The following is a 22,639-nucleotide window of genomic DNA, read 5'->3' as shown; positions in this document are numbered from 1 at the left end:
AAATAATAAAGTTCTTTAAAAATAAGGAGTATATTGTGATGATTCAATTAAATCATTATAAATATGAGCCAACATTGCATACTGGAAAACCTCAATGTGAAAAAGTGTTAGAATACCGATTCGCATACGAATACGAAGGTAATAGTTATCTTGTAGAAGGCCCAGTACCAGCGTTCGTGCAACCAGGGGCAAAGTAAATCTTTTTATTGATTCAGTCCTGAATCTAGGGACTTTTTTTATATTCTGAATTCCTATAAGATTTTGCTGATACGTATGATAAGGAGGAAAAACAAAGTGAAGCAAAATTGGGACTTAGAAGAACTTATTGAACATTTTACCGTTATTCCAGAAGAAATGCGTTTACTCGGAAACAGATATGGAGGAACACGACTGGGGTTTGCCGTTCTACTAAAGTTCTTTCAATATCAGGGACGTTTTCCAAAAGGGAAACAGGAAATAAGTAAAGATGTTATTCAATACATTGCCAAGCAAGTAGATGTACCTGCGGATTTATTTCAAGCGTACGATTGGGACGGAAGGTCAATTAAATATCATCGTGCTCAAATTCGCGATTACATGGGATTTAGGGACAGCACCCTTACTGATATGGAACAAGTAAAATCCTGGCTTCAGGCTAACATCTTACCGCAGGAGCTACAAATAGACAGAGTAAGAAAACATGTACTACATCACCTAAGAAAACAACAAATTGTTCCCCCAGCTCATGACCATTTAGATCGAAACATCAAGTCAGCCATTTATCAGTATGAGGACCGGATTTCTCAATCCATTTACTCTAAACTTTCTGATCACTCTCAATCTAAGTTAGATACATTTATACGTACTTGGTCCCATACAGAACAGATAGAAAAAGATCAAACCATTCTCAGTTTCCGAGAGCTTGTATCTGATCCTGGAAGAATCGGGTTAGACAGTTTATTTCAAGAGATAGAAAAACTACGAACAGTACGAGATATACAGCTTCCACCAAATTTATTCTACGGTGTTTCACCCAAGATGATCCGAACGTACAGACAGCGAGCTGTTTCTGAAGATATTAGAGAGTTGCGCAGGCATCCTGATCCGATCCGTTATACTTTATTGGCAGCTTTCTTTTGGTGTAGAGGTAGAGAAATTACGGATAACTTAGTTGAGCTCATTATCCAAATTGTTCATCGAATCGGTGCTCGGGCGGAACGAAAAGTAGAAAAAGAATTTTTACGGGATTTTCGTAAAGTAAGTGGGAAGACAAACGTATTGTTCCGCATGGCTGAAAAGGCAGTGGAACAACCAGACGGTATTGTGCGAGATGTTTTATTTCCTGTCGTAGGCGAAGATAAATTAAAAGATATTGTGAAGGAAATGAAACATACAGGTCCCTCCTATAAACAAAAAGTACATACTGTTATGAGATCCTCCTACGGTACTCATTACAGAAGAATGGTTCCAGCTTTACTTGATATTCTAGAATTTCAATCCAATAATGATGTGCATCGACCTGTGATAGATGCAATTGATTTACTTACACAATATAAGCTTACCAATCAGTATACATATAATGAAACAGATTATATCCCAATTGAAGGAATCGTTAAGCCAGGTTGGATTGATACGGTCATTGATAAAGAAACAAACCGTGTAAACCGAATGAATTATGAAATCTGTGTACTCCAAGCTCTGCGAGATCGATTACGTTGTAAAGAAGTATGGGTAGTCGGAGCTGATCGGTATAGAAACCCAGAGGAAGATTTACCAAAAGATTTTGAACAAAATAGAGAAAAACATTATGAAGCGCTTTGTAAGCCCCTTGAAGTACAAACACTTATTAACGAACTGAAACAGAGTATGAATACGGCTCTCGAGAAATTAAATAGAAGTGTTAAAAATAACTCCAAGGTACGTATATTGAGTAAGGGAAATGGCTGGATTTCTGTGTCACCTTTACAGGCACAGGCTGAACCGGTTAACCTAAATCTCGTAAAGGCAGAGGTCATGAAGCGTTGGCCCATGACCAATCTTTTGGATATTTTAAAAGAGGCAGATTTACGTGTACATCTGACAGATGTGTTCCAAACGCTAGGTAATCGTGAGATCCTTGATAAGGAAACACTGCAACGAAGACTTATTCTTTGCTTATATGGATTGGGAACAAACACAGGATTAAAGCGAATTGCGGCTGGTGAACATGGGGGAAGTTACAAGGACTTACTCTATGTACGGCGGAAATTCATCCATAAAGAGAACCTACGGCAAGCCATTTCAAAGGTAACCAATGCCATTCTAGATGCTCGTGTAACAGAAGTATGGGGTGAAGGAACAACTGCATGTGCGTCTGATAGTAAAAAGTTTGGGGCTTGGGATCAGAACTTGTTGACTGAATGGCATATTCGATATAGGGGACGTGGAGTAATGATTTATTGGCACGTGGAAAAGAACTCTACATGTATTTATTCGCAACTAAAATCCTGTTCTTCATCAGAAGTAGCTTCTATGATCGAAGGGTTACTTCGTCATTGCACAAATATGGAAGTAGAAAAAAACTACGTGGATACACACGGTCAAAGTGAAGTTGCCTTCGCTTTTTGTCATTTGCTTGGATTCCAACTAATGCCGAGATTTAAAGCCATTCATGCTCAAAAACTGTATCGTCCAGATGTAGGCATGCAAGACTCATATCCAAACTTACAGCCTGTTTTAACAAGAGCGATTAATTGGAGTTTAATTGAACAACAGTATGATCAAATGATTAAATATACAACTGCTTTACGATTGGGTACAGCTGAAACAGAGGCGATTCTCAAGCGTTTCACTCGTAATAGTGGGCATCCAACGTATCGGGCACTCAGCGAATTAGGAAAAGTGTTAAAAACGATCTTCCTTTGTGAGTATTTATCATCAGAAGAAGTCCGAAGAGAAATCCATGAAGGGTTAAATGTCGTTGAAAACTGGAACTCAGCCAATAGCTTTATTTTTTACGGAAAAGGAGGAGAAATTCAAACAAACCGAATGGAAGATCAAGAAGTCGCTGTACTTGCTCTCCATCTTCTTCAAAACTGTTTGGTGTTAATTAATACACTGATGATTCAAGAGGTACTTTTGGAACAAAATAAATCTCTTCTTCAAAAGTTAACTCCTGAGGATTTTAGAGCCTTAACACCATTAATCTATGCCCATGTAAACCCGTATGGGACATTTAAGCTAAACATGCAAGAACGTCTGCCAATTGAAAGATCTTCCTAAGAATTACGATATATCTTTTCTTTTTAAAGAGAAACTTACCGTCATGGGGTCCGGAAACGATTTAAAGAATAAGGGGTCACTATGAAAAACATCACCAAAAATCAAAAATTAGATGTTAAATGACCATAAATTGTGACAATTTGAACCCCCTTAGCGATTAAGGGGGTGATAACTAGAAATGTATAGAGTATTTATTATAACTAAATTATTAATTTAGATAGGCATGTTTAAACTTGACACCAAGTAAATATATATACTATGCGTGGTTATCTTATGGAGGTGTATGTATGCATAAATGTCATTGCTGCCAAGGCGCAGGATGTTGTCGTTATTGTGGTGGTGCTGGTATGTGCTGTTGTTGTAGTGGGAGAGGATGTCCTCATTGTCAGGGAAGTGGATGTTGTCCGTGTTGTCATGGTGGCAAAAGATGTGGTTGTTGTGGTGGATCAGGTGTTCAACCAATATAAAGCTTACTAATTCTATTAAAACGGGAGCTTGTTATCCTAAGCTCTCGTTTCTTATGTTTGTAGTGTTAGAAATCTAGTGAGTGTTAATTAGCGGTATAGTATAATACCATTGGACACATCAATCATTTTTACATAAGGGGGAAAAGGGTTGAGAAAAATAATATTTTCTTTAGCATTTTTAGTAGTGATGGCATTTAGTGGTTCTGTTTATGCAGCACAATCGGAAGAGATGGATTGTTGTCAATCAAAAAAAGAATGTATGGAAATGTGTGAGGAAATGAACTGTCAAATGGATTGTTGTGAAATGACAAAAAATGGAAAAATGAAAATGAAAGATTGTAAGAAAATGATGAAAAAATCAAATATAGATTGCTGTTAATTTAGTATAAAAGGATCTTCCAGTCGAAACAACCCATTGATTTTACTACATTTTAAACAGGGCACACTCAGAATAAACAAAAAAAATAAAAAGACCCTAATTTGGATTAGGGTCTCAGGCTGTCGACAAAGTCGGCAGCCATTTTCTTTATCTTGATAATGTTCAATATGTGGTATGTGATTCAAGTTTTTTTATGAGTAAATAGGGAAAAGTTACAAAGAATAAAAACATCACTAATGAAAATGGAGATGAATGATATGGCAGATACAAATCAAATGCCTCGGGAAGAGGGCATAGATCATAGCTTAAGCCTTATGAGAGAAGGATACATGTACATTTTGAACAGACGTAAAAGTTTTAATTCTGATATATTTGAGACCCGATTGCTAGGAAAGAAAGCGATTTGCATGGTAGGAAAGGAAGCTGCGAAAGTTTTTTATGACACTGAAAAATTCAAAAGGAAAGATGCAGCACCGAACCGGGCGGTTCAAACATTGTTTGGGAAGAATGGTGTGCAGGCATTGGATGGACAAGATCACAAACATCGGAAAGAAATGTTTATGTCCATCATGTCTCCTAAAGGACTTCAAAACTTAACAAACATTACAAAAATACAGTGGAAGACAGCACTAAATAAATGGGGACAGATGGATGAAGTTATTCTTTATGAAGAAGTAAAAGAAATCCTATGCAGAACAGCCTGCCAGTGGGCAGGTGTCCCGTTGGAAGAAGACGATGTTAAGGAATTGACAAAAGACTTGGCGGCGATGTTCGAGTCTCCGGCTGCCGTTGGTCCAAATCATTGGCTAGCGAGAAATGCAAGAAATAAAGTAGAAAATTGGATTGGTGAGTTAGTTGATAAGGTGCGTAATGAGGAAATAAATCCTCCAGAAGATACAGCTTTACATATATTTGCCTGGCATCGCGATTTAGAAGGGAATCTTTTGGATACCGAGACTGCTGCTGTGGAAGTGATCAATATCTTGAGACCTATTGTGGCGATCGCTATATTCATCAATTTCACTGCGCTGGCATTGTATCATTATCCGGAAGAAAGGGAGAAACTTGAATCCCGTGATGAAAAATATGCTCAGATGTTTGTACAGGAAGTTCGCCGTTTTTATCCGTTTTTTCCGTTTGTCGTAGCATTGGTAAAAAAAGATTTCACCTGGAACGGCTATAAATTTGAAGAAGGCACATTAACTTTACTGGATCTTTATGGCACAAATCATGACCCTGAAATTTGGGAAAACCCAGATTTGTTCAGTCCTGATCGGTTTGCTAAATGGGAAGGAAGCCCATTTGGCTTCATTCCGCAGGGTGGTGGTGATTACTTTATGGGTCATCGCTGTGCTGGAGAGTGGGTCACCATTGAAGTCATGAAAGTAAGTCTTGATTATCTGGCCAAGCGTATGGAATATGAAATTCCTAACCAGGATTTAAGTTACAGCATGGTGAGCATGCCAAGTATTCCCCATAGCAAAGTAGTGATAAAGAATGTTAAACGAAAGTTATAATTACACTAAATTTTCGTAGATAATTAGCTTATTAAGTACGCCTTTTGCCGAACAAGATAAATGACAAAAGTTGATTTCTTAATCACAGAAGTCTGTTTTATAAGGAAGACACCTTAATTAATGGAGAGTCAGCCGCAAAGCCTATTTTTCTCTAATAAAGAGATAAATTGGGCTTTTTATATTGAAAAACTCTTCAAGTTTTAAAACTGGCACCCTGACAATATTTCTAGTGTATCCAACATAAAAAGGAAATTAAATTTAGTTATAAGAATAATTAATTACTGCAAACTAAAGAAAACCTGCTTTTTATGCAAATTATATTCAAACGTATATTTGACTATTTGTTTTTGTTCACATATAATAATATTCAAATGAATATTTGATTGATATGAGGTGAAAAATTTGCAATATGATGCATGTGAAGTTACGTGTATAGATGAAGAAAAAGTCAAAAGAGGTAAAAATGAACTACTCCAACAAAATCCTATGGATGTAGCCAAAGTTTTTAAAGCTTTATCGGATGATACTAGGATTAAGATTGCGTATACTCTTTCTTTGGAAGATGAATTGTGTGTATGTGATGTAGCAAATATTGTTGGTGCTACAACTGCCACAACATCTCATCATTTGAGGTTACTTAAAAATCTTGGATTAGCTAAATATCGAAAAGAAGGTAAGTTAGTTTACTATTCATTAGATGATGATCATGTAAAGCAACTAATACAGGTTGCATTTGCACATCAGAAGGAGGTTGTAAAAATTGTCTGAAGCAAAAGCATTAGAGGCTGAAAAAAATGTTTATCGCGTTCAGGGGTTTACATGCGCAAATTGTGCAGGGAAGTTTGAAAAAAATGTTAAAAAACTTCCAGGAGTTCAAGATGCAAAAGTGAATTTTGGTGCATCTAAGATATCCGTTTACGGTGATACAACGATTGAAGAACTAGAAAAAGCTGGTGCATTTGAGAACCTTAAAGTGGCTCCTGAAAAACCAAGGCGGGAAGCTAAACAAGAGGTTAAAGAGGATAAAAATGTTTACCGTGTTGAAGGATTTACATGTGCAAACTGTGCTGGGAAATTTGAGAATAACGTAAAACAGCTTCCAGGAGTTCAGGATGCAAAAGTAAATTTTGGTGCATCTAAGATATCTGTTTACGGTGATGCAACAATTGAAGAACTAGAAAAAGCCGGTGCATTCGAAAATCTTAAAGTGACTCCTGAAAAATCGGCTCGCCAAGTTTCACAAGAGGTAAAAGAAGATACGAAAGAAGAAAAAGTGCCGTTTTATAAAAAGCATAGTACTCTACTTTATGCTTCCTTATTGATTGCTTTTGGTTACCTTTCCTCGTCTGTGAACGGAGAAGAGAACATTGTTACTACCTTATTGTTTTTAGCATCCATGATTATTGGAGGGTTGTCACTTTTTAAAGTCGGTTTGAAAAATTTACTACGCTTTGAATTTGACATGAAAACCCTTATGACAGTAGCTGTTATAGGTGGTGCTATTATTGGAGAATGGGCAGAAGTTGCCATTGTTGTTATTCTCTTTGCAATCAGTGAAGCACTTGAGCGATTCTCTATGGACAGAGCAAGACAATCGATTCGTTCATTAATGGATATCGCTCCTAAAGAGGCACTCGTTAGACGTAATGGGCAAGAAATAATGATTCATGTCGATGATATTGCTGTTGGGGATATTATGATTGTCAAACCTGGTCAAAAGATTGCGATGGATGGTGTAGTCGTAAGTGGCTACTCTGCAGTCAACCAAGCAGCTATTACCGGTGAATCAGTCCCTGTTGAGAAAACAGTTGATGATGAAGTATTTGCAGGTACATTAAATGAAGAAGGATTACTTGAAGTAAAAATAACGAAACTTGTAGAAGATACAACGATTTCTAAAATTATTCATCTTGTAGAGGAAGCACAAGGAGAACGGGCTCCTTCGCAAGCATTTGTCGATAAATTTGCAAAATATTACACACCGATCATTATGATCATTGCAGCATTAGTTGCTATCGTCCCTCCTATATTCTTTGATGGTAGTTGGGAAACATGGGTTTATCAAGGATTAGCTGTTCTTGTTGTTGGTTGTCCTTGTGCGTTGGTCATATCGACTCCGATTTCTATCGTTTCAGCGATTGGGAATGCCGCAAAAAAAGGTGTCCTTGTAAAAGGCGGAGTGTATTTAGAAGAAATGGGTGCCTTAAAGGCTATTGCATTTGATAAAACAGGTACATTAACAAAAGGTGTCCCAGCTGTAACTGATTTTAATGTGTTGAACAAACAGATAAATGAAAAAGAATTACTATCCATCATTACTGCATTAGAGTATCGTTCTCAGCATCCACTTGCATCTGCGATTATGAAAAAAGCAGAAGAGGAGAACATTTCTTATTCTGACGTACAGGTAGAGGACTTCTCTTCTATTACAGGTAAGGGTATCAAAGGTATTGTAAACGGGACTACTTATTACATTGGAAGTCCGAAACTCTTTAAAGAATTAGCAATTTCTAATTTCGATAAAGACTTAGAACAAAATGTTACTACACTTCAAAATCAAGGTAAGACAGCCATGATTATTGGAACCGAAAAAGAAATACTTGCAGTTATTGCAGTTGCTGATGAAGTTCGTGAATCAAGTAAGGAAATTATTCAAAAGTTACATCAACTTGGAATCAAAAAAACAATTATGCTTACAGGTGATAACAAAGGTACTGCTAATGCTATCGGAGGGCAGGTTGGAGTATCTGATATTGAGGCAGAACTAATGCCACAGGACAAATTAGACTTTATTAAACAGTTGAGATCTGAGTATGGCAACGTAGCTATGGTAGGAGATGGTGTCAATGATGCACCTGCATTGGCGGCCTCAACAGTTGGAATTGCAATGGGTGGAGCTGGTACAGATACAGCCCTGGAAACGGCAGACGTCGCTCTAATGGGTGACGATCTAAGAAAACTTCCATTCACTGTAAAACTTAGCCGAAAAACTCTAAATATAATCAAAGCTAACATTACTTTTGCAATTGCTATTAAATTTATTGCCTTACTATTGGTTATCCCAGGTTGGTTAACGCTCTGGATTGCTATCCTTTCTGATATGGGTGCAACCCTTCTGGTAGCACTAAATGGTTTGCGACTAATGAGAGTGAAAGAATAAAGGGAAAAGGGCTAAAAAGGGCTTTCCAGACAGATTGGAAAGCCCTTTTCTAAAAATGATCTCATTAATAGTATAACTTCTAAATATCCAGCCTAATTAAAAATGGAAAGATTGGGTATAAGTAAAACAGCAGCTTTTATATTACATATTGGTATCCACATGGGACAAAAACGCTTTCATCCTTAATTTAAAATAATTCTTTTCATTCTTTATAAAATCGAAGGAGGAAACTGAAATGACTGTTGAAGGAAAAAATGATGTAGATCTGTTAGTTATAGGCGCAGGATCAGGAGGTTATGTAGCTGCCATACGTGCTGCTCAGTTAGGGAAAAAAGTGGTTTTGGTGGATAAAGCAGAACTAGGAGGGGTTTGCCTTAACCGTGGTTGTATACCTTCAAAGGCTCTTATTAGTGCTTCTGAACGAGTAAAACACATAAAACATGCCAACTCAATGGGAATAAAGGTTTCTGGTGAAGTTGAAGTAGAGATGCCAGAAGTAGTGAAGTGGAAGGACGGTATAGTAAATAAACTAACGAATGGAGTTCGGACTTTACTGAAAGGCAATGGAGTGGAAGTCATTAGTGGGGAAGCTTATCTTACTGAACCCTATGTTGCCAAAATCAAAATTGGTAACGAAGAAAAATTCTTTTCATACAAAGACTTAATCCTTGCGATAGGATCATTACCTACTGAGTTAAAAAGTATGCCATTTGATAGAAAAAGAATTATCTCTTCAACTGAGGCATTGATGCTTCAAGAAGTACCAAAACATTTAGTTGTAGTAGGTGGTGGTTATATCGGTTTGGAATTGGGTACTGCTTATGCTAAATTCGGAGCTAAAGTGACCATCCTTGAAGGATCAGATACAATTCTTCCAGGTACGGACCCTATGCTTACAAATGTAGTAAAACGTCATTTAAAGGAACTTGGAATCACAGTTATAACGAATGCTTTAGTCCAAGGTGGAGAAAATACAGGCGATGAAGTAAATGTTCAAGTTCAGGTTAATGGGAAGGAAGAGATAATTAAAGGGGATTATTGCTTAGTTTCCATTGGAAGAAAACCGAACACAGGAAAAGTTGGATTGGAAAATATCGGGGTTGAATTAGATCAACGCGGTTTTATTAAGATAAATAATACATGTCAAACAAATGTTGAACATGTATATGCGATCGGGGACTGTGCTGGTGGTTACCTCCTTGCTCATAAAGCTAGTTATGAAGGTAAGATAGCTGCAGAGGTAATAAGTGGGCTAAAAAGTGTAATTGATTTTCAGGCAATGCCTTTTGTTATTTTTAGCGATCCTGAAGTAGCCTATACAGGTTTAACGGAGAAGGAAGCAAAGGAAGAAGGATATGAAACGGTCTCTAGCCGTTTTCCATTCCAAGCTAACGGCAGAGCTTTATCTGTTTCGGATGCCGATGGTTTTGTACAAGTTGTGGCGGATAAAGAATCTAATCGGGTTTTAGGTGTACAAATGGTAGGGCCAGAAGTATCATCTCTTATTGCTGAAGCAGTTTTTGCAATTGAGTCAGGGGCAACGGCAGAAGATCTCAGCCTTACAATTCATGCACACCCAACTTTACCTGAACCACTCATGGAAGCAGCTGAAGGCGTTATGGGACATGCTATTCATATGCTGAATAAAAAATAATTCGAACAGTTAGAGCATATTTAATTTAACTAGGCCTGCACAATCATACGTGCAGGTCGAATTATTTATTTTGGAGTGACGATTAATGGAAATCATTAATGTTGGATGTATTAAAGAATGGATTGAAGTGTGAATGTCTTACTTGGTCGGAATGTTTCACAAAGGTTCATTCAAATGGCACTTGTTGTTAAAACGTGATAGAAGAATGAAGGTATTTTGAAAAAGATAAAAGCTTACTTAACTGAGAAACAATTCGAAAAGATAGTATTAATAAAGGATGATTTTAAAAGTGAATATTACTAGAGAAAAGTTAGAAAATCAACAAATTTGGATCTATGGTATATCGCTTCTGTTTGGAGGGATTCTAGGTATCTCAAACGAGGATTTAGGAAAAGGCTTAGATTGGGCTATTTCGCCACTCATAGCCATTCTCATGTATGGAATGTTTGCACAAATTCCATTCTTAAAACTACGTGAGGCAATTTCAAATCTCAGATTCATGGCGGCATTACTAATTGGAAATTTTATAGCTGTGCCTATAATTGTTTGGATATTAACAATGATATTTCCACAATCTCCACCAATTTTATTAGGCGTTTGTTTGGTTTTACTTACGCCATGTATTGACTACGTAATAGTCTTTACTCAACTTGGAAAGGGAAATGAGAAATTAATGTTAGCTTCCACGCCTATTTTGTTTGTAGTACAAATGATATTACTTCCATTGTATTTATGGCTATTTATAGGTGAAGAAATGGGAGGAGTTGTTCATATAGAGCCATTCCTAGAAGCTTTTTTATTACTAATAGTTACGCCTTTAATATTAGCGATCATTACTCAATTGTGGGCTAAAAAGACAGCACTAGGTGAGAAGGTATTAGATATTACAACGTGGTTCCCCGTACCATTTATGGCTTTAGTATTAATTGTGGTAGTGACTTCCCAAATTGGTAAGGTATACAGTGATTTCGAAATTATTGTGCGTGTGATTCCGATATATATTTTGTTTTTAATCATTACACCATTTATATCGCGTTTTATCGCATTTGTGTTCAAATTAGATATAGGTGCAGGAAGAGCATTAATCTTTAGTACTGGAACAAGGAACTCCCTTGTAGTTCTTCCTTTAGCATTAGCTTTACCCGATTCTTGGGCAACGTTAGCTGCAGCTGTGATTGTTACACAGACCATTGTGGAGTTGATCGGAGAATTATTCTATATCAAGGCTATACCTAAATTGATACTGAAAGATCATACTGATTACAAAGAGGGACTTTAAGTAATATTAATGTTTGATTGAGAGAGGGAAATGAATATATCAATAGTTTCTTCTTTTACTAAACCAGTTAATAGAAGCTTTAGTGATCTACAACAATCATGCGCGATTGTAGAGCAACATAGGTAGAAAATGATCAAACTTTTTTATAAAAACCAAACTTAAATCTGCTGGATAAGAATCCATTTTGATCAAACTTTTTTCAAAAATGGATTCTTTTTATTTATCGTAAAATATGGGTTTGCGAGGTATTTTTGATCAAACTTTATTTCAAAGCAACACTTAAACAAGATACTTCCACAAACGGACGCTTTAATGAAGCAACGAAAAAAGCCTAATTTCTCAATTTATTGGGACATTGGGCTTTTTATATTTACTTATAGTGCAAAATCGCGTTTAAAAAACGTGCAATTTATCTCTTAAAGTCACAGTTAATCGATAAAATATAAATAATACTATTCTTGACCCTATACCATGGTACAGGGTTTATACTTTATATGAGGTGAGATAAATGCAATTTCGTATTGGAGAACTGGCTGAAAAGTGTAGCGTTAACAAGGAGACCATACGATATTATGAACGTTTAGGATTAGTTCCAGAGCCTGATCGTACCGAAAAAGGGTACCGAATGTATTCAGAACCAACCGTCGATCGGTTGAATTTTATCAAACGGATGCAGGAACTGGGATTTACCTTAAACGAAATTGATAAATTGCTAGGGGTCGTCGATCGCGACGAAACCAAATGCCGTGATATGTATGATTTCACTGTTCTTAAGATAGAGGACATCCAGCGTAAAATTGAAGATCTTAAGAGAATTGAACGAATACTGGTGGATCTTAAAGAAAGATGTCCCGAAAACAAAGATATTTACGAATGCCCTATTATTGAAACACTGATGAAGAAATAAGAGGTGAAACAGGATGAAAAATACAATAAAAAGCACAGGTTGGTTTCTTGTCGCTCTAATCACATGCCCATGCCATCTGGTTTTACTGCTTCCGTTGTTTGCAGGAACAGCATTGGCATCATACTTCACGGAATATAAAGATATTATTTTCATCATGATGGGTCTGTTGTTCGTTTTTGCTCTTTTTATGGGTTGGAGGAAACTTAATCCAGAAACAAAGAAAGAAAGCACAACGACACATGATTGTTGTAGCATGGAGAGGTTTAAAGCATGAAGGAAAGAGTGTCGCAATTAGCTACCATCTTTTCGGCTTTTGTTATGGCTGGATGCTGCCTGGGCCCGTTGATTTTTATCCCCCTGGGATTAACCGGTTTTGCCGGAGCATTAGCCTTCTACTCATTGAAATATCGATTATTGTTTAGCATCGTAACGATTATCCTTCTTGCTTACTCCTTTTACATGGTTTATGGAAGAAAGGGAAAAAGAAAAAGTTCTATCATCGGCTTATGGATCACGACATTTTTCGTTTTTTGTATGTTTCTTTTTTTATTTCTAGTTGAAGGTGGATTATAAAAATGAGGTGTTTATATGAGAGTACACTTAATTAGGATTAATTATCCCTTCTGTTAGTGGTTAGTGCGTGTAGTAACGAAAAAGAAGCACAAAATACTATAGATGCTAAGGAGCATGTAAAAGCTACCATTGAAAAAACTAAAACAGGGACATTTACGGTTTTGGGGATGGATTGTTGTCCGCCTTCAGTTGTCAAAGATGTTTTGAAACAAGTGAATGGTGTTGGCAAAACAGCCATTAAAGTCAGTGGAAGTAAGGGGAAAGTAACAGTATCTTATGATGATAAGAAAACGGATTTAAAATCAATTAAGTTGGCAGTGTCGGATTTAGGGCTTGGAGTCGAGTAAAAGGAGGGCTTTAACATGAAAAAATATCGAGTAAACGTTCAAGGAATGACCTGTACGGGTTGCGAAGAGCATGTTGCTGTTGCTCTTGAAAACATGGGAGCAAACGGGATTGAAGTGGATTTTCGCCGTGGGGAAGCTGTATTTGAACTTCCAAATGACGTAGAAGTTGAAACAGCGAAGAAAGTGATTGCTGAAGCTAAATATCAACCAGGAGAAGTTGAAGAAATACAATTGCAAGAAATGGTACAGTTAGGTGATGAAGGTGACTATGATTACATCATCATTGGTTCCGGCGGAGCTGCCTTTTCATCAGCCATTGAAGCCGTGAAATATGGAGCAAAAGTGGCGATGATTGAGCGTGGAACAATTGGTGGAACATGTGTAAATATTGGTTGTGTTCCTTCAAAGACCTTGTTACGTGCTGGCGAAATTAATCATTTAGCAAAAAACAATCCGTTTGTAGGATTGCATACATCAGCCGGTGAAGTTGATTTGGCGCCATTGATTAAACAAAAAAATGAGTTGGTAACAGAGCTTAGAAACTCTAAATATGTTGATTTAATTGATGACTATGGTTTCGAATTAATAGAAGGTGAAGCAAAATTCGTAGATGAAAAAACTGTTGAAGTGAACGGAGCACTTATATCGGCTAAACGATTCTTAATCGCGACAGGTGCTTCACCAGCTAAACCAAACATTCCTGGGCTTAATGAGGTAGATTATTTAACTAGCACGTCTTTACTTGAATTAAAGAAGGTACCAAAACGTCTTGTGGTTATTGGTTCTGGTTATATTGGCATGGAATTAGGACAACTATTTCATAATCTCGGCTCAGAAGTTACGTTAATGCAACGAAGTGAACGCCTCTTAAAAGAATATGATCCAGAGATTTCAGAATCAGTTGAAAAATCTCTAGTCGAACAAGGAATAAATCTTGTAAAAGGAGCAACCTATGAACGAATCGAAAAAAATGGAGACATAAAAAAGGTTCTTGTAGAAGTTAATGGCAAGAAGCGTATCATTGAAGCAGATCAATTGCTAGTTGCGACAGGCAGAACACCAAACACGGCTACTTTAAACTTACAGGCAGCAGGCGTGGAAATAGGTTCTCGTGGTGAAATCATAATAGATGATTATTCAAGAACAACAAATACTCGTATTTATGCCGCAGGAGATGTCACGCTAGGTCCCCAATTCGTGTATGTGGCAGCCTATCAGGGTGGAGTGGCAGCAGGAAATGCTATCGGAGGACTGAACAAAAAGCTAAATTTAGAAGTGGTTCCAGGGGTTACGTTTACGGGCCCGGCAATTGCAACCGTTGGTTTAACGGAGCAACAGGCAAAAGATAAAGGCTATGAGGTTAAAACATCCGTTTTACCGTTAGATGCCGTTCCGAGGGCCTTGGTTAATCGGGAAACAACAGGCGTGTTTAAATTAGTGGCAGACTCGAAAACAATGAAAGTTTTGGGAGCTCATGTGGTGGCAGAAAATGCAGGAGACGTAATTTATGCAGCTACATTAGCTGTCAAATTCGGTTTAACCATAGATGATATTCGCGAAACCCTTGCCCCATATTTAACAATGGCAGAAGGGTTAAAATTAGCTGCCCTTACGTTTGATAAAGATGTTTCAAAATTATCTTGTTGTGCTGGTTAAATCTTCTTTTTTGGAGCTTTTTTACCTTACCTTTTGCTACTAACGGGTCGCTTTAGTATAGTAAGAAACATTACTTCAATATTGATTCTTTTATACTAAGATCTTCCACACTCAGACGCTTTTCTAGAGTAACGAAAAAAGTCCAAATTCTCAATTTTAATACTGAGAAATTGGGCTTTTTATTATTGTAATTTCCTTATCGTTGTAAATCCGCATTTTCCTGACGCTACCCCATCAAAAAGATGATTCTTCCGTTGTTCCAGTCTGCTATTGTTTCGGTTGGACAAAAGAAAAAATTAAACAATATATTGAAAAAGGACTTACTCCTAATCCAGTAAAACATATTCGTGAAAACATAAAAGGAAACCGATGTGGTTGTGAGGTGAACAACCCTCAAGGTAGTTGTTGTTTAGGGAATGTTATTGGCTATATCAAAGAACTAACCTAAATAAAAATTCACCTTCAACGAAATGATCAAACTTTTTTATAAAAAATTGAACTAAGTATTGATATGAGAATCCATTTTTATCAAACTTTTAACATTTCAAAGCTACAATTAGCATGAAAGACGTAAATATTGTGTAAGGATATAGGAAACTGTTTTTTTATTTATAAAAAAAAGAAAGAGCTTGGACATTTATTGTAGCCCATGCTCTTTCTGTTGTTATTTTCTACCAACAATCGTCATACATAGAATGGTTTTGGTTCTGGTGGTTATTCGTGGTACTATTATTTGAATTTGTCTGTCCTGTATTTAAATTCTTTGATGTTGAGGTTTCATTAGGTATATTGTTTTGATGATTATTCATGAAAGAATCCATCATTTCAGAACAATAATCCATCATTTGTTGCAAATTTCCATTCCCATTCCCTTGACTAGGAGTGTTGTTTGAATGTGCAAGAGCAGCAGTGCCAATACCTAGAAATAAAGCAATAGCTACAAAAGACGTAAGTAATTTTTTCAATACTTCCACCCTCCTTTGTCTTCATTATACCCATATATATAAAATACGAAAAAAGGGAAGATTGAATTTTACAAAAATTCAAAAATGATAAAGCTTTCTTTATAAGTAAAATAAACTTTTTTAAACAAACACTGAGTTTTACCTATATACATATTTTAGATTGATCGCTCGTATGAAAAGGAGGGTAAAAATGTATTATTATCCTAATCAATGGTATCAATATCCATATGTTTATCGATTAGAAGAAAATAATGGACAAGAGGAAAAGGAATGGGAAATTGAGAAAAAATTTATGGATGATATGAGGAAAATGATGTATCAGCAATTGTTGATGCAAAAGGAAATATTAGAAAAGATCCATCATATTGAAAGGAGATTATGTAATTTAGAAAGAAAGTATAAAGGCCTTTCATAATATATAAACAGGTTACTCCTTTTTTTCACTAAAAAAATTCTATGGGTGTAGCTCTTAACAAGTTACACCCATAGAATTTTTAACCTTCGAATTGATAAAGAGGTGTGCTTAAATATCTTTCTCCATTACTTGGAATAATCGCAACAACTTTTTTTCCTTTACCAAGCTTCTCAGCTACTTTCAAGGCAGCATATATGGCAGCTCCTGAAGAAATCCCACCAAGAATCCCTTCTTGTTTTGCTACCAGACGTGAAGTTTCAAAAGCTTGCTCATTCTCTACTGTAATGACCTCATCATAAATTTCAGTATCTAAAATTTCCGGTATGAATCCAGCTCCAATTCCTTGAATTTTATGAGGTCCTGGCTTACCGCCAGAAAGGACTGGGGATGCTACTGGCTCAACGGCAACAATATGTATTGCTGGAAACTTTTCCTTAAGGACCTGACCAGCACCTGTAACCGTACCTCCTGTACCAATTCCAGAAACAAAAGCATCAATTCCACCAATTTCTTCAGCTTGACCAACAAGCTCTTGTCCAGTTGTTTCTTGATGGATTTTTGGATTGGCTGGATTATTAAACTGCTGAGGAACAAAATACTGTGGATTTTCCTCCAATAACTCTTGAGCTTTGCGAATTGCTCCCCCCATACCTTCCGGTCCAGGAGTTAAAACGAGCTCGGCACCATAGGCACGGAGTAAATTTCGACGTTCCATACTCATGGTTTCTGGCATGACGATAATCGTTTTGTATCCCTTTGCGGCAGCTACCATTGCTAACCCAATTCCTGTATTTCCACTAGTTGGCTCAACAATCGTACTTCCCGGCTTTAGGATTCCATCTTTTTCAGCTGCTTCAATCATGGCTATAGCAATACGATCCTTTACACTACTTCCTGGGTTAAAATATTCAAGCTTTAAATAGACATCTGCATGATCAGGATTTACAACGCGATTTAGTTTAACAAGTGGAGTATTCCCGATAAGTTCTACAATTGAATTAGCCACTTTCATCAAAATCTCCTCCAATACTAGTAATTGTTGGTATATAGGCTTACCAACCACTGCCCTTCACAGTGATAGGGCTTATCTTTCCTGAAATGGCGATAGCTATTTATTACCACCCTATATCACAGTCGTTATCACGTATTGTCTATGACTTAGTTCAACTTTCATTGCATTTTGCTCATTATTTTTCGTACTGAGCATAGCGTTTAAGGCTTGTCCCTGGTCGCTGAGACACAAATCATACATATTTTTGATTTCTTGTTCGGTTAGATTTGGCTGCATTTCCTTCATAAATGGTAGTGTGTACGATCGAACATTGAGTGATTATTGCTATTGTTATTACTGTTGTGTGCTAACGCAGTAGTTCCGATTTCAATCAATAATACAATTTATCACCTCCTTTCGAAAGGATGATAAAAAAACTTAAAAGCTCTTTCCTGAAGAGTTTTACGGAATATTCATATAAAGAAAAACACACTTCATTTCAATAATAAAATAATCGTTTAATTAATAAAGTTATTTTGTCAATTTCTTTAAAAATCGAATGAGAAATGGATTTGTGTCTATAATCTAGGATAGATTTTTTTGTGTTTTAGATTCTCTATAAGTACTTATCATTAATAAAATAGCTCCACTAACTAAAAATACATCCGCAGTATTAAAAATTGGATAATTAATAAATGTAACTTCGAACATATCTGTTACTTCCCCAAAAATTAAACGATCTACAACGTTTCCCATTGCACCTCCTATAAAAAATCCAAAGGCTATACGTGTTAGCTTATCGGAGACTTTACGAGAATAAATAAGGCCAAAGACAATAACAATAATTGCAATACTAATCAAGAATATTTTTTGTCCCGAAAAAATTCCCCAGGCAGCACCCGCATTACGATGAGATGTTAATTGAAAAACACCATTGATAAGTGGAATGGATTGTCCGTAGTCCATAAAATTTCGAACTAAATATTTACATAATTGATCAATACTTACTGTGAGAATAATGATCCAATACAAAGTCGTCACCTCGGAGTTCTATTTTCTATAAAGAATTGTACTTAATACTTTAAAAGTAAAGGGGATTTATCAGTAAAATGATCGTAAGTCATTACGGTTAATTGAGAATTTAATTATTTTCAAAATTTACGAAGTGAGACCACAGGTTAGAAAATATATTATTTTCTGCCATGATATAAAGGCCTAATCCTATAAACACAATTGGAATAACCCATCGGCCGTATTTCTCAAGTGTTTCAGAAACATATCTGAATCTTGCTAGACGATATCCGATTAAACACCAGACCGCAACCATTATAAAGAAAGTAACAACTGTAATGACCAGTTGGTTGTTATTTAAAGTAGAAAAGAACGGAACATAAATTCCAATATTATCTCCACCATTAGCAAAGGTGATAAAGGCTACACTTAAATAGAACTTATTAAATTTATTTAAACTGGAAAGAATAGCACCTTCATTTTCATCTTCACCCTTTATAAACAGTTTAACTCCTAGGTAGATCGGGATTAGTCCTAATAATCCTACCCACTGATCAGGAATGAGTGTTACTCCAAATGTAGCTAAAAGGCTAATTAAAACTAAAAGTGCAAAACCAAGATATTGGCCAATGACTATATCTTTAGGGTAAATACGACTTCCCTTCGGCTGCATGTTAACCGTTCGGCCATTACTTGCTTTAGCTTGTGAACTTGCCTGAGAGAACAGCAACATCAAGACAAAAATATCATCGATATTGGTTACTATAAAAGACCCTAAAGCAGAGAGAATAGTTAAAATTAAATTCATAAAAAAACTCCTTTTTAAAATACGGAATAGAATATATTTTGTTGTGTTAGTTTGTTACACATTCTATTATTTACCCTTCATGTAATGATTTAGAATTTCACTTTGCACGATCCTAAAATTAATAGATAGTATTTTAGGTGAAAATATTGGAAGTTATTATTCAAATAATCATTTGAGTATATTGTGCTTTTAGATTAAAATTATTAATGTAAAATGTCAACATTAAAATGTTGGTTTGAATGAAAATAAAAAGGGAGAGTAAAATGAAAAACAAAAGAACCAGATCTATTGTACGTATTAGCCTTCTACTTCTTATGGCTTTAGCAGTAGCCTATACTCTTTATCAAAACTTTTTCACTGAAAGAATACGGGTTCAAGCAGGGGATCAAGCACCTGATTTTGTTCTTGAAGATATGAACGGTAACAACGTTCAACTTTCTGATTTAAAAGGAAAAGGAGTTTTTCTAAACTTTTGGGGTACTTGGTGCAAGCCTTGTGAAAAGGAAATGCCATATATGGAAAGACAGTATAACCATTTTAAGAATCTTGGTGTAGAGATATTGGCGGTTAATATTGCAGAAAGTGATATTGCTATTGAATCGTTTGTAAATAGGCATGGGCTTACATTTCCTATACTTAAAGATAAAGATCGAGCTGTGACGGAAGCATATGACATAACCCCGATTCCTACAACATTTTTGATCGATAAGAAAGGAAAAGTGTTAAAAGTGATCACAGGAAGTATGACCGAAAGGGATATAGCAAATTACATGGAACTCATTAAGCCATAGAATTAATAAACAGTTAGGTGGTATCTTTTTGGAACAACTAAGCTTATTTCTTGCATTTGGTGCAGGTCTTTTATCATTTATTTCGCCTTGTTCACTTCCTTTGTATCCAGCTTTTCTTTCCTATATTACAGGAGTGTCTATAAATGACCTAAAAGAAGGAAAAGGTATTTTAAGAAGGAAAGCTTTTATACACACCATCTTGTTTTTGGTAGGATTTTCCATCATATTTTTAGCTTTGGGACTTTCTACTTCTTTTATCGGTACATTTTTTATGGATTATCAAGATTTGTTAAGGCAACTTGGAGCTATTGTGATGGTGTTTTTTGGTTTAGTTCTAACAGGGGTTCTTAAATTTGATTTCCTACTTTCTGATAAGAAAATTCATTTTCAAAAGAGGCCTTCAGGTTATATTGGATCAATTTTAATTGGGCTTGGTTTTGCTGCTGGATGGACTCCTTGTACAGGTCCAATTCTTGCAGGTGTCATTGCATTAGGTGTATCAGACCCAGGAAAAGGATTACTATACATGCTGTTCTATGTCTTAGGTTTTTCTATTCCATTTCTATTAATGTCTTTATTTATCGATAAGATGACTTTTCTAAAGAAACACAGTGCAATCTTTATGTCAATAGGAGGCATTTTGATGATTGTGATGGGGGGATTATTGTACTTTAATATGATGACAAAAATTATTGCAGTCTTAACAAGTTTGTTCGGAGGATTTACTGGATTTTAAGGGGTTTTTAGAATCATTCTTTTTAATGGATTAAAAAGCAAATCTGAAAAATTAAAAGTGTAGTTAAGTATATTTAAATGATTAAATCGTAAGGAGTTATTAGAATGGAACATGTCAAATGCGAATGTGGTCACTCCATTCCACATGGAACGGTTCTTTGTGAATCTTGTGGACGAACTATCGGGAATAAGAAGGATGAAGTTTCTGAAAAACTATTGGATATGAGATACGATGGAGGCGCAAGACGCTCACAAACATATAAAAAGTCACTTATCGATAAGATTTGGAACTTTTTCTCATCCGTTAAAGTAGGAATTTGGATAATTGTTCTTCTTTTAATTGCTTCTGCGATTGGAACCATTTTTCCTCAAGAGATGTATATTCCTCCAACCGTTGTCCCACAAGAGTTTTATAAAGATGAATATGGATTTCTTGGACAAATGTATTATGAATTAGGTTTTCACAATCTATATAGTTCATGGTGGTATTTTTTATTAATAGCAGCTCTTGGGATATCACTTGTTGTCGCGAGTTTGGACCGGTTTATTCCATTGTATCGCGCTTTGAAAAAGCAAGGGATTACACGTCATGAAAGTTTCTTGCGTAGACAACGTCTTTTCAGTGAAACAAATGTCGAAGAGAACCTTGATGAACAACTGGATTTGATAATATCCAACTTGAAGAGGAAGCGTTATCAAGTACGTGAAGAAAATGGTCATTTTCTAGCTGAAAAAAGTCGATTTTCAAGATGGGGACCTTATGTGAACCATGTTGGACTAATTATTTTCCTCATTGGAGGAATGCTGCGATTTGTGCCGGGGATGTATGTAGACGAAATGCTTTGGATTCGTGACGGTGAAACAAGTGTTATCCCAGGAACCGATGGAAAATACTATTTAACCAGCGATAAGTTCATTATGGATACCTATCAAAAAGATCAAGAGGATGAAGTTTTTTCTAATACTCTTTCACGAGTCGGAGATGGAAATGTCGTTAAAAACTTTCAAACAAACGTGACTTTGTATGAACGAAAGGGTGAAATTGTTCACGGGGCAGAACCTGAACTTGAAAAGATAAAAGATGAACAAATTAGAGTTAATTACCCCTTAAAACACGATTCATATGCTCTTTATCAAACCTCTTATAAATTAAATGAACTAAATAAGTTTAATTTTAATTTAGTAGACAAAGAGACAGAAGAAAGTTTTGGCAAGATTAAAGTTGATTTGTTAGAGCCAAACAAGGAGTATGATTTAGGCAATGGGTATAAAGTTGAAATTGTGACTTATTTGCCAAACTTCTATTTCAATAGTGAAGGTGTACCTGATACAAAAAACCGTGTTCCCGACAATCCAGCATTTGTATTTAACATGATATCTCCTGAAAAACCAGAAGGTGAAAGAAGCTTTATTGCCATTAAACAAACATTTGACCCAGACGAAGATAATCAATTAAAAATGAAATTTGAAGGCGTTGAAACAAAAAACCTGTCAGCCCTTACAGTTCGGAAAGATAATACGTTATGGTTTCTAGGAGTTGGCGGTGCTATTTTCATGATTGGAGTTATTCAAGGAATGTATTGGAATCATAGACGTATATGGATTAGACGGGATGGTGACAACGTATTAATTGCAGGACATACAAATAAAAATTGGTATGGTATACAAAATGAAGTGAACGGTATTTTAAAAGAAACCAGCATTCAAGAACTAACCGATCAAACAAACGAGAAAAGCTAAAATT

Annotated in this window: 22 protein-coding genes and 1 pseudogene; 19 read left to right on the top strand and 4 right to left on the bottom strand. The window is 36.0% G+C overall.

The window, feature by feature from the left end:
• The first annotated feature begins 38 nt into the window (after nucleotides 1-38).
• From F9279_RS25125 to F9279_RS25660, 15 genes and pseudogenes are all read left to right on the top strand, one after another.
• Nucleotides 39-197, top strand: a complete 159-nt coding sequence (locus F9279_RS25125; protein ID WP_161798403.1) for a hypothetical protein — start codon at nucleotides 39-41, stop codon at nucleotides 195-197.
• Between the two features lie 76 nt (nucleotides 198-273).
• Nucleotides 274-3,240 (top strand): Tn3 family transposase, encoded by a 2,967-nt coding sequence (locus tag F9279_RS09055; RefSeq protein WP_220040970.1) that lies wholly within the window; start codon nucleotides 274-276, stop codon nucleotides 3,238-3,240.
• A 273-nt stretch (nucleotides 3,241-3,513) separates the two neighbouring features.
• Nucleotides 3,514-3,717, top strand: a complete 204-nt coding sequence (locus tag F9279_RS09050; RefSeq protein ID WP_047943203.1) for a hypothetical protein — start codon at nucleotides 3,514-3,516, stop codon at nucleotides 3,715-3,717.
• Nucleotides 3,718-3,855: 138 nt separating this feature from the next.
• Complete coding sequence (locus F9279_RS09045; protein ID WP_047943204.1) at nucleotides 3,856-4,086, top strand: hypothetical protein; 231 nt, start codon at nucleotides 3,856-3,858, stop codon at nucleotides 4,084-4,086.
• A 257-nt stretch (nucleotides 4,087-4,343) separates the two neighbouring features.
• Entirely contained in the window at nucleotides 4,344-5,603 is a 1,260-nt protein-coding gene (locus tag F9279_RS09040) for a cytochrome P450 (RefSeq protein WP_047943205.1), read from the top strand.
• 402 nt (nucleotides 5,604-6,005) lie between these two features.
• Nucleotides 6,006-6,371: an ArsR/SmtB family transcription factor gene (locus F9279_RS09035; protein ID WP_047943206.1), complete on the top strand. Its 366-nt coding sequence runs from the start codon at nucleotides 6,006-6,008 to the stop codon at nucleotides 6,369-6,371.
• A complete protein-coding gene (locus F9279_RS09030) occupies nucleotides 6,364-8,763 on the top strand; it encodes a heavy metal translocating P-type ATPase (RefSeq protein WP_047943207.1) in 2,400 nt (799 codons plus the stop codon). The genes F9279_RS09035 and F9279_RS09030 overlap by 8 nt, the downstream gene beginning before the upstream one ends.
• Nucleotides 8,764-8,998: 235 nt before the next feature.
• Nucleotides 8,999-10,417, top strand: a complete 1,419-nt coding sequence (lpdA, locus tag F9279_RS09025) for a dihydrolipoyl dehydrogenase (protein ID WP_047943208.1) — start codon at nucleotides 8,999-9,001, stop codon at nucleotides 10,415-10,417.
• 289 nt (nucleotides 10,418-10,706) lie between these two features.
• Nucleotides 10,707-11,696 (top strand): arsenic resistance protein, encoded by a 990-nt coding sequence (locus F9279_RS09015; protein ID WP_082138368.1) that lies wholly within the window; start codon nucleotides 10,707-10,709, stop codon nucleotides 11,694-11,696.
• A gap of 508 nt (nucleotides 11,697-12,204) precedes the next feature.
• A complete protein-coding gene (gene merR1, locus F9279_RS09005; protein ID WP_047943210.1) occupies nucleotides 12,205-12,603 on the top strand; it encodes a mercury resistance transcriptional regulator MerR1 in 399 nt (132 codons plus the stop codon).
• A 13-nt stretch (nucleotides 12,604-12,616) separates the two neighbouring features.
• Nucleotides 12,617-12,877, top strand: coding sequence for a hypothetical protein (locus tag F9279_RS09000; RefSeq protein WP_047943211.1), 261 nt, complete (start codon nucleotides 12,617-12,619; stop codon nucleotides 12,875-12,877).
• A complete protein-coding gene (gene merT / locus F9279_RS08995) occupies nucleotides 12,874-13,176 on the top strand; it encodes a mercuric transport protein MerT (protein WP_047943212.1) in 303 nt (100 codons plus the stop codon). The genes F9279_RS09000 and merT overlap by 4 nt, the downstream gene beginning before the upstream one ends.
• A gap of 50 nt (nucleotides 13,177-13,226) precedes the next feature.
• The gene (gene merP / locus F9279_RS08990) at nucleotides 13,227-13,523 is read left to right on the top strand and encodes a mercury resistance system substrate-binding protein MerP (protein WP_220040973.1); all 297 of its coding nucleotides are present in this window, start codon (nucleotides 13,227-13,229) and stop codon (nucleotides 13,521-13,523) included.
• A 15-nt stretch (nucleotides 13,524-13,538) separates the two neighbouring features.
• A complete protein-coding gene (merA, locus tag F9279_RS08985) occupies nucleotides 13,539-15,179 on the top strand; it encodes a mercury(II) reductase (RefSeq protein ID WP_047943213.1) in 1,641 nt (546 codons plus the stop codon).
• A gap of 232 nt (nucleotides 15,180-15,411) precedes the next feature.
• A pseudogene (locus F9279_RS25660) lies at nucleotides 15,412-15,627 on the top strand ((2Fe-2S)-binding protein); the annotation flags it as partial.
• 223 nt (nucleotides 15,628-15,850) lie between these two features.
• Here F9279_RS25660 and F9279_RS08975 read toward each other — a convergent pair.
• Nucleotides 15,851-16,153, bottom strand: a complete 303-nt coding sequence (locus F9279_RS08975) for a hypothetical protein (RefSeq protein WP_226752556.1) — start codon at nucleotides 16,151-16,153, stop codon at nucleotides 15,851-15,853.
• A 181-nt stretch (nucleotides 16,154-16,334) separates the two neighbouring features.
• Here F9279_RS08975 and F9279_RS08970 point away from each other — a divergent pair, with 181 nt between their 5' ends.
• A complete protein-coding gene (locus F9279_RS08970; protein WP_047943215.1) occupies nucleotides 16,335-16,559 on the top strand; it encodes a hypothetical protein in 225 nt (74 codons plus the stop codon).
• 79 nt (nucleotides 16,560-16,638) lie between these two features.
• On the opposite strand, the gene cysK is transcribed toward F9279_RS08970, so the two are convergent.
• From cysK to F9279_RS08955, 3 genes are all read right to left on the bottom strand, one after another.
• On the bottom strand, nucleotides 16,639-17,574 hold the full coding sequence (gene cysK / locus F9279_RS08965; protein ID WP_173427269.1) for a cysteine synthase A: 936 nt from the start codon (nucleotides 17,572-17,574) through the stop codon (nucleotides 16,639-16,641).
• Nucleotides 17,575-18,135: 561 nt separating this feature from the next.
• On the bottom strand, nucleotides 18,136-18,591 hold the full coding sequence (gene lspA, locus F9279_RS08960) for a signal peptidase II (protein WP_226752555.1): 456 nt from the start codon (nucleotides 18,589-18,591) through the stop codon (nucleotides 18,136-18,138).
• 100 nt (nucleotides 18,592-18,691) lie between these two features.
• Nucleotides 18,692-19,369, bottom strand: a complete 678-nt coding sequence (locus F9279_RS08955; protein WP_047943217.1) for a CadD family cadmium resistance transporter — start codon at nucleotides 19,367-19,369, stop codon at nucleotides 18,692-18,694.
• Between the two features lie 263 nt (nucleotides 19,370-19,632).
• Here F9279_RS08955 and resA point away from each other — a divergent pair, with 263 nt between their 5' ends.
• The 3 genes from resA (at nucleotide 19,633) to F9279_RS08940 (ending at nucleotide 22,635) form a co-directional block, all read left to right on the top strand.
• Nucleotides 19,633-20,160, top strand: coding sequence for a thiol-disulfide oxidoreductase ResA (resA, locus tag F9279_RS08950; RefSeq protein WP_047943218.1), 528 nt, complete (start codon nucleotides 19,633-19,635; stop codon nucleotides 20,158-20,160).
• 28 nt (nucleotides 20,161-20,188) lie between these two features.
• The gene (locus F9279_RS08945; RefSeq protein WP_047943219.1) at nucleotides 20,189-20,896 is read left to right on the top strand and encodes a cytochrome c biogenesis CcdA family protein; all 708 of its coding nucleotides are present in this window, start codon (nucleotides 20,189-20,191) and stop codon (nucleotides 20,894-20,896) included.
• 104 nt (nucleotides 20,897-21,000) lie between these two features.
• On the top strand, nucleotides 21,001-22,635 hold the full coding sequence (locus F9279_RS08940) for a cytochrome c biogenesis protein ResB (RefSeq protein WP_047943220.1): 1,635 nt from the start codon (nucleotides 21,001-21,003) through the stop codon (nucleotides 22,633-22,635).
• Nucleotides 22,636-22,639 lie beyond the last annotated feature (4 nt).

Source organism: Bacillus sp. B1-b2 (assembly GCF_009183415.1).
GTDB lineage: Bacteria > Bacillota > Bacilli > Bacillales > Cytobacillaceae > Niallia.
The sequence above is the reverse complement of the archived record's forward strand: the minus strand, read 5'-3'. Positions and strand labels throughout refer to the sequence as shown.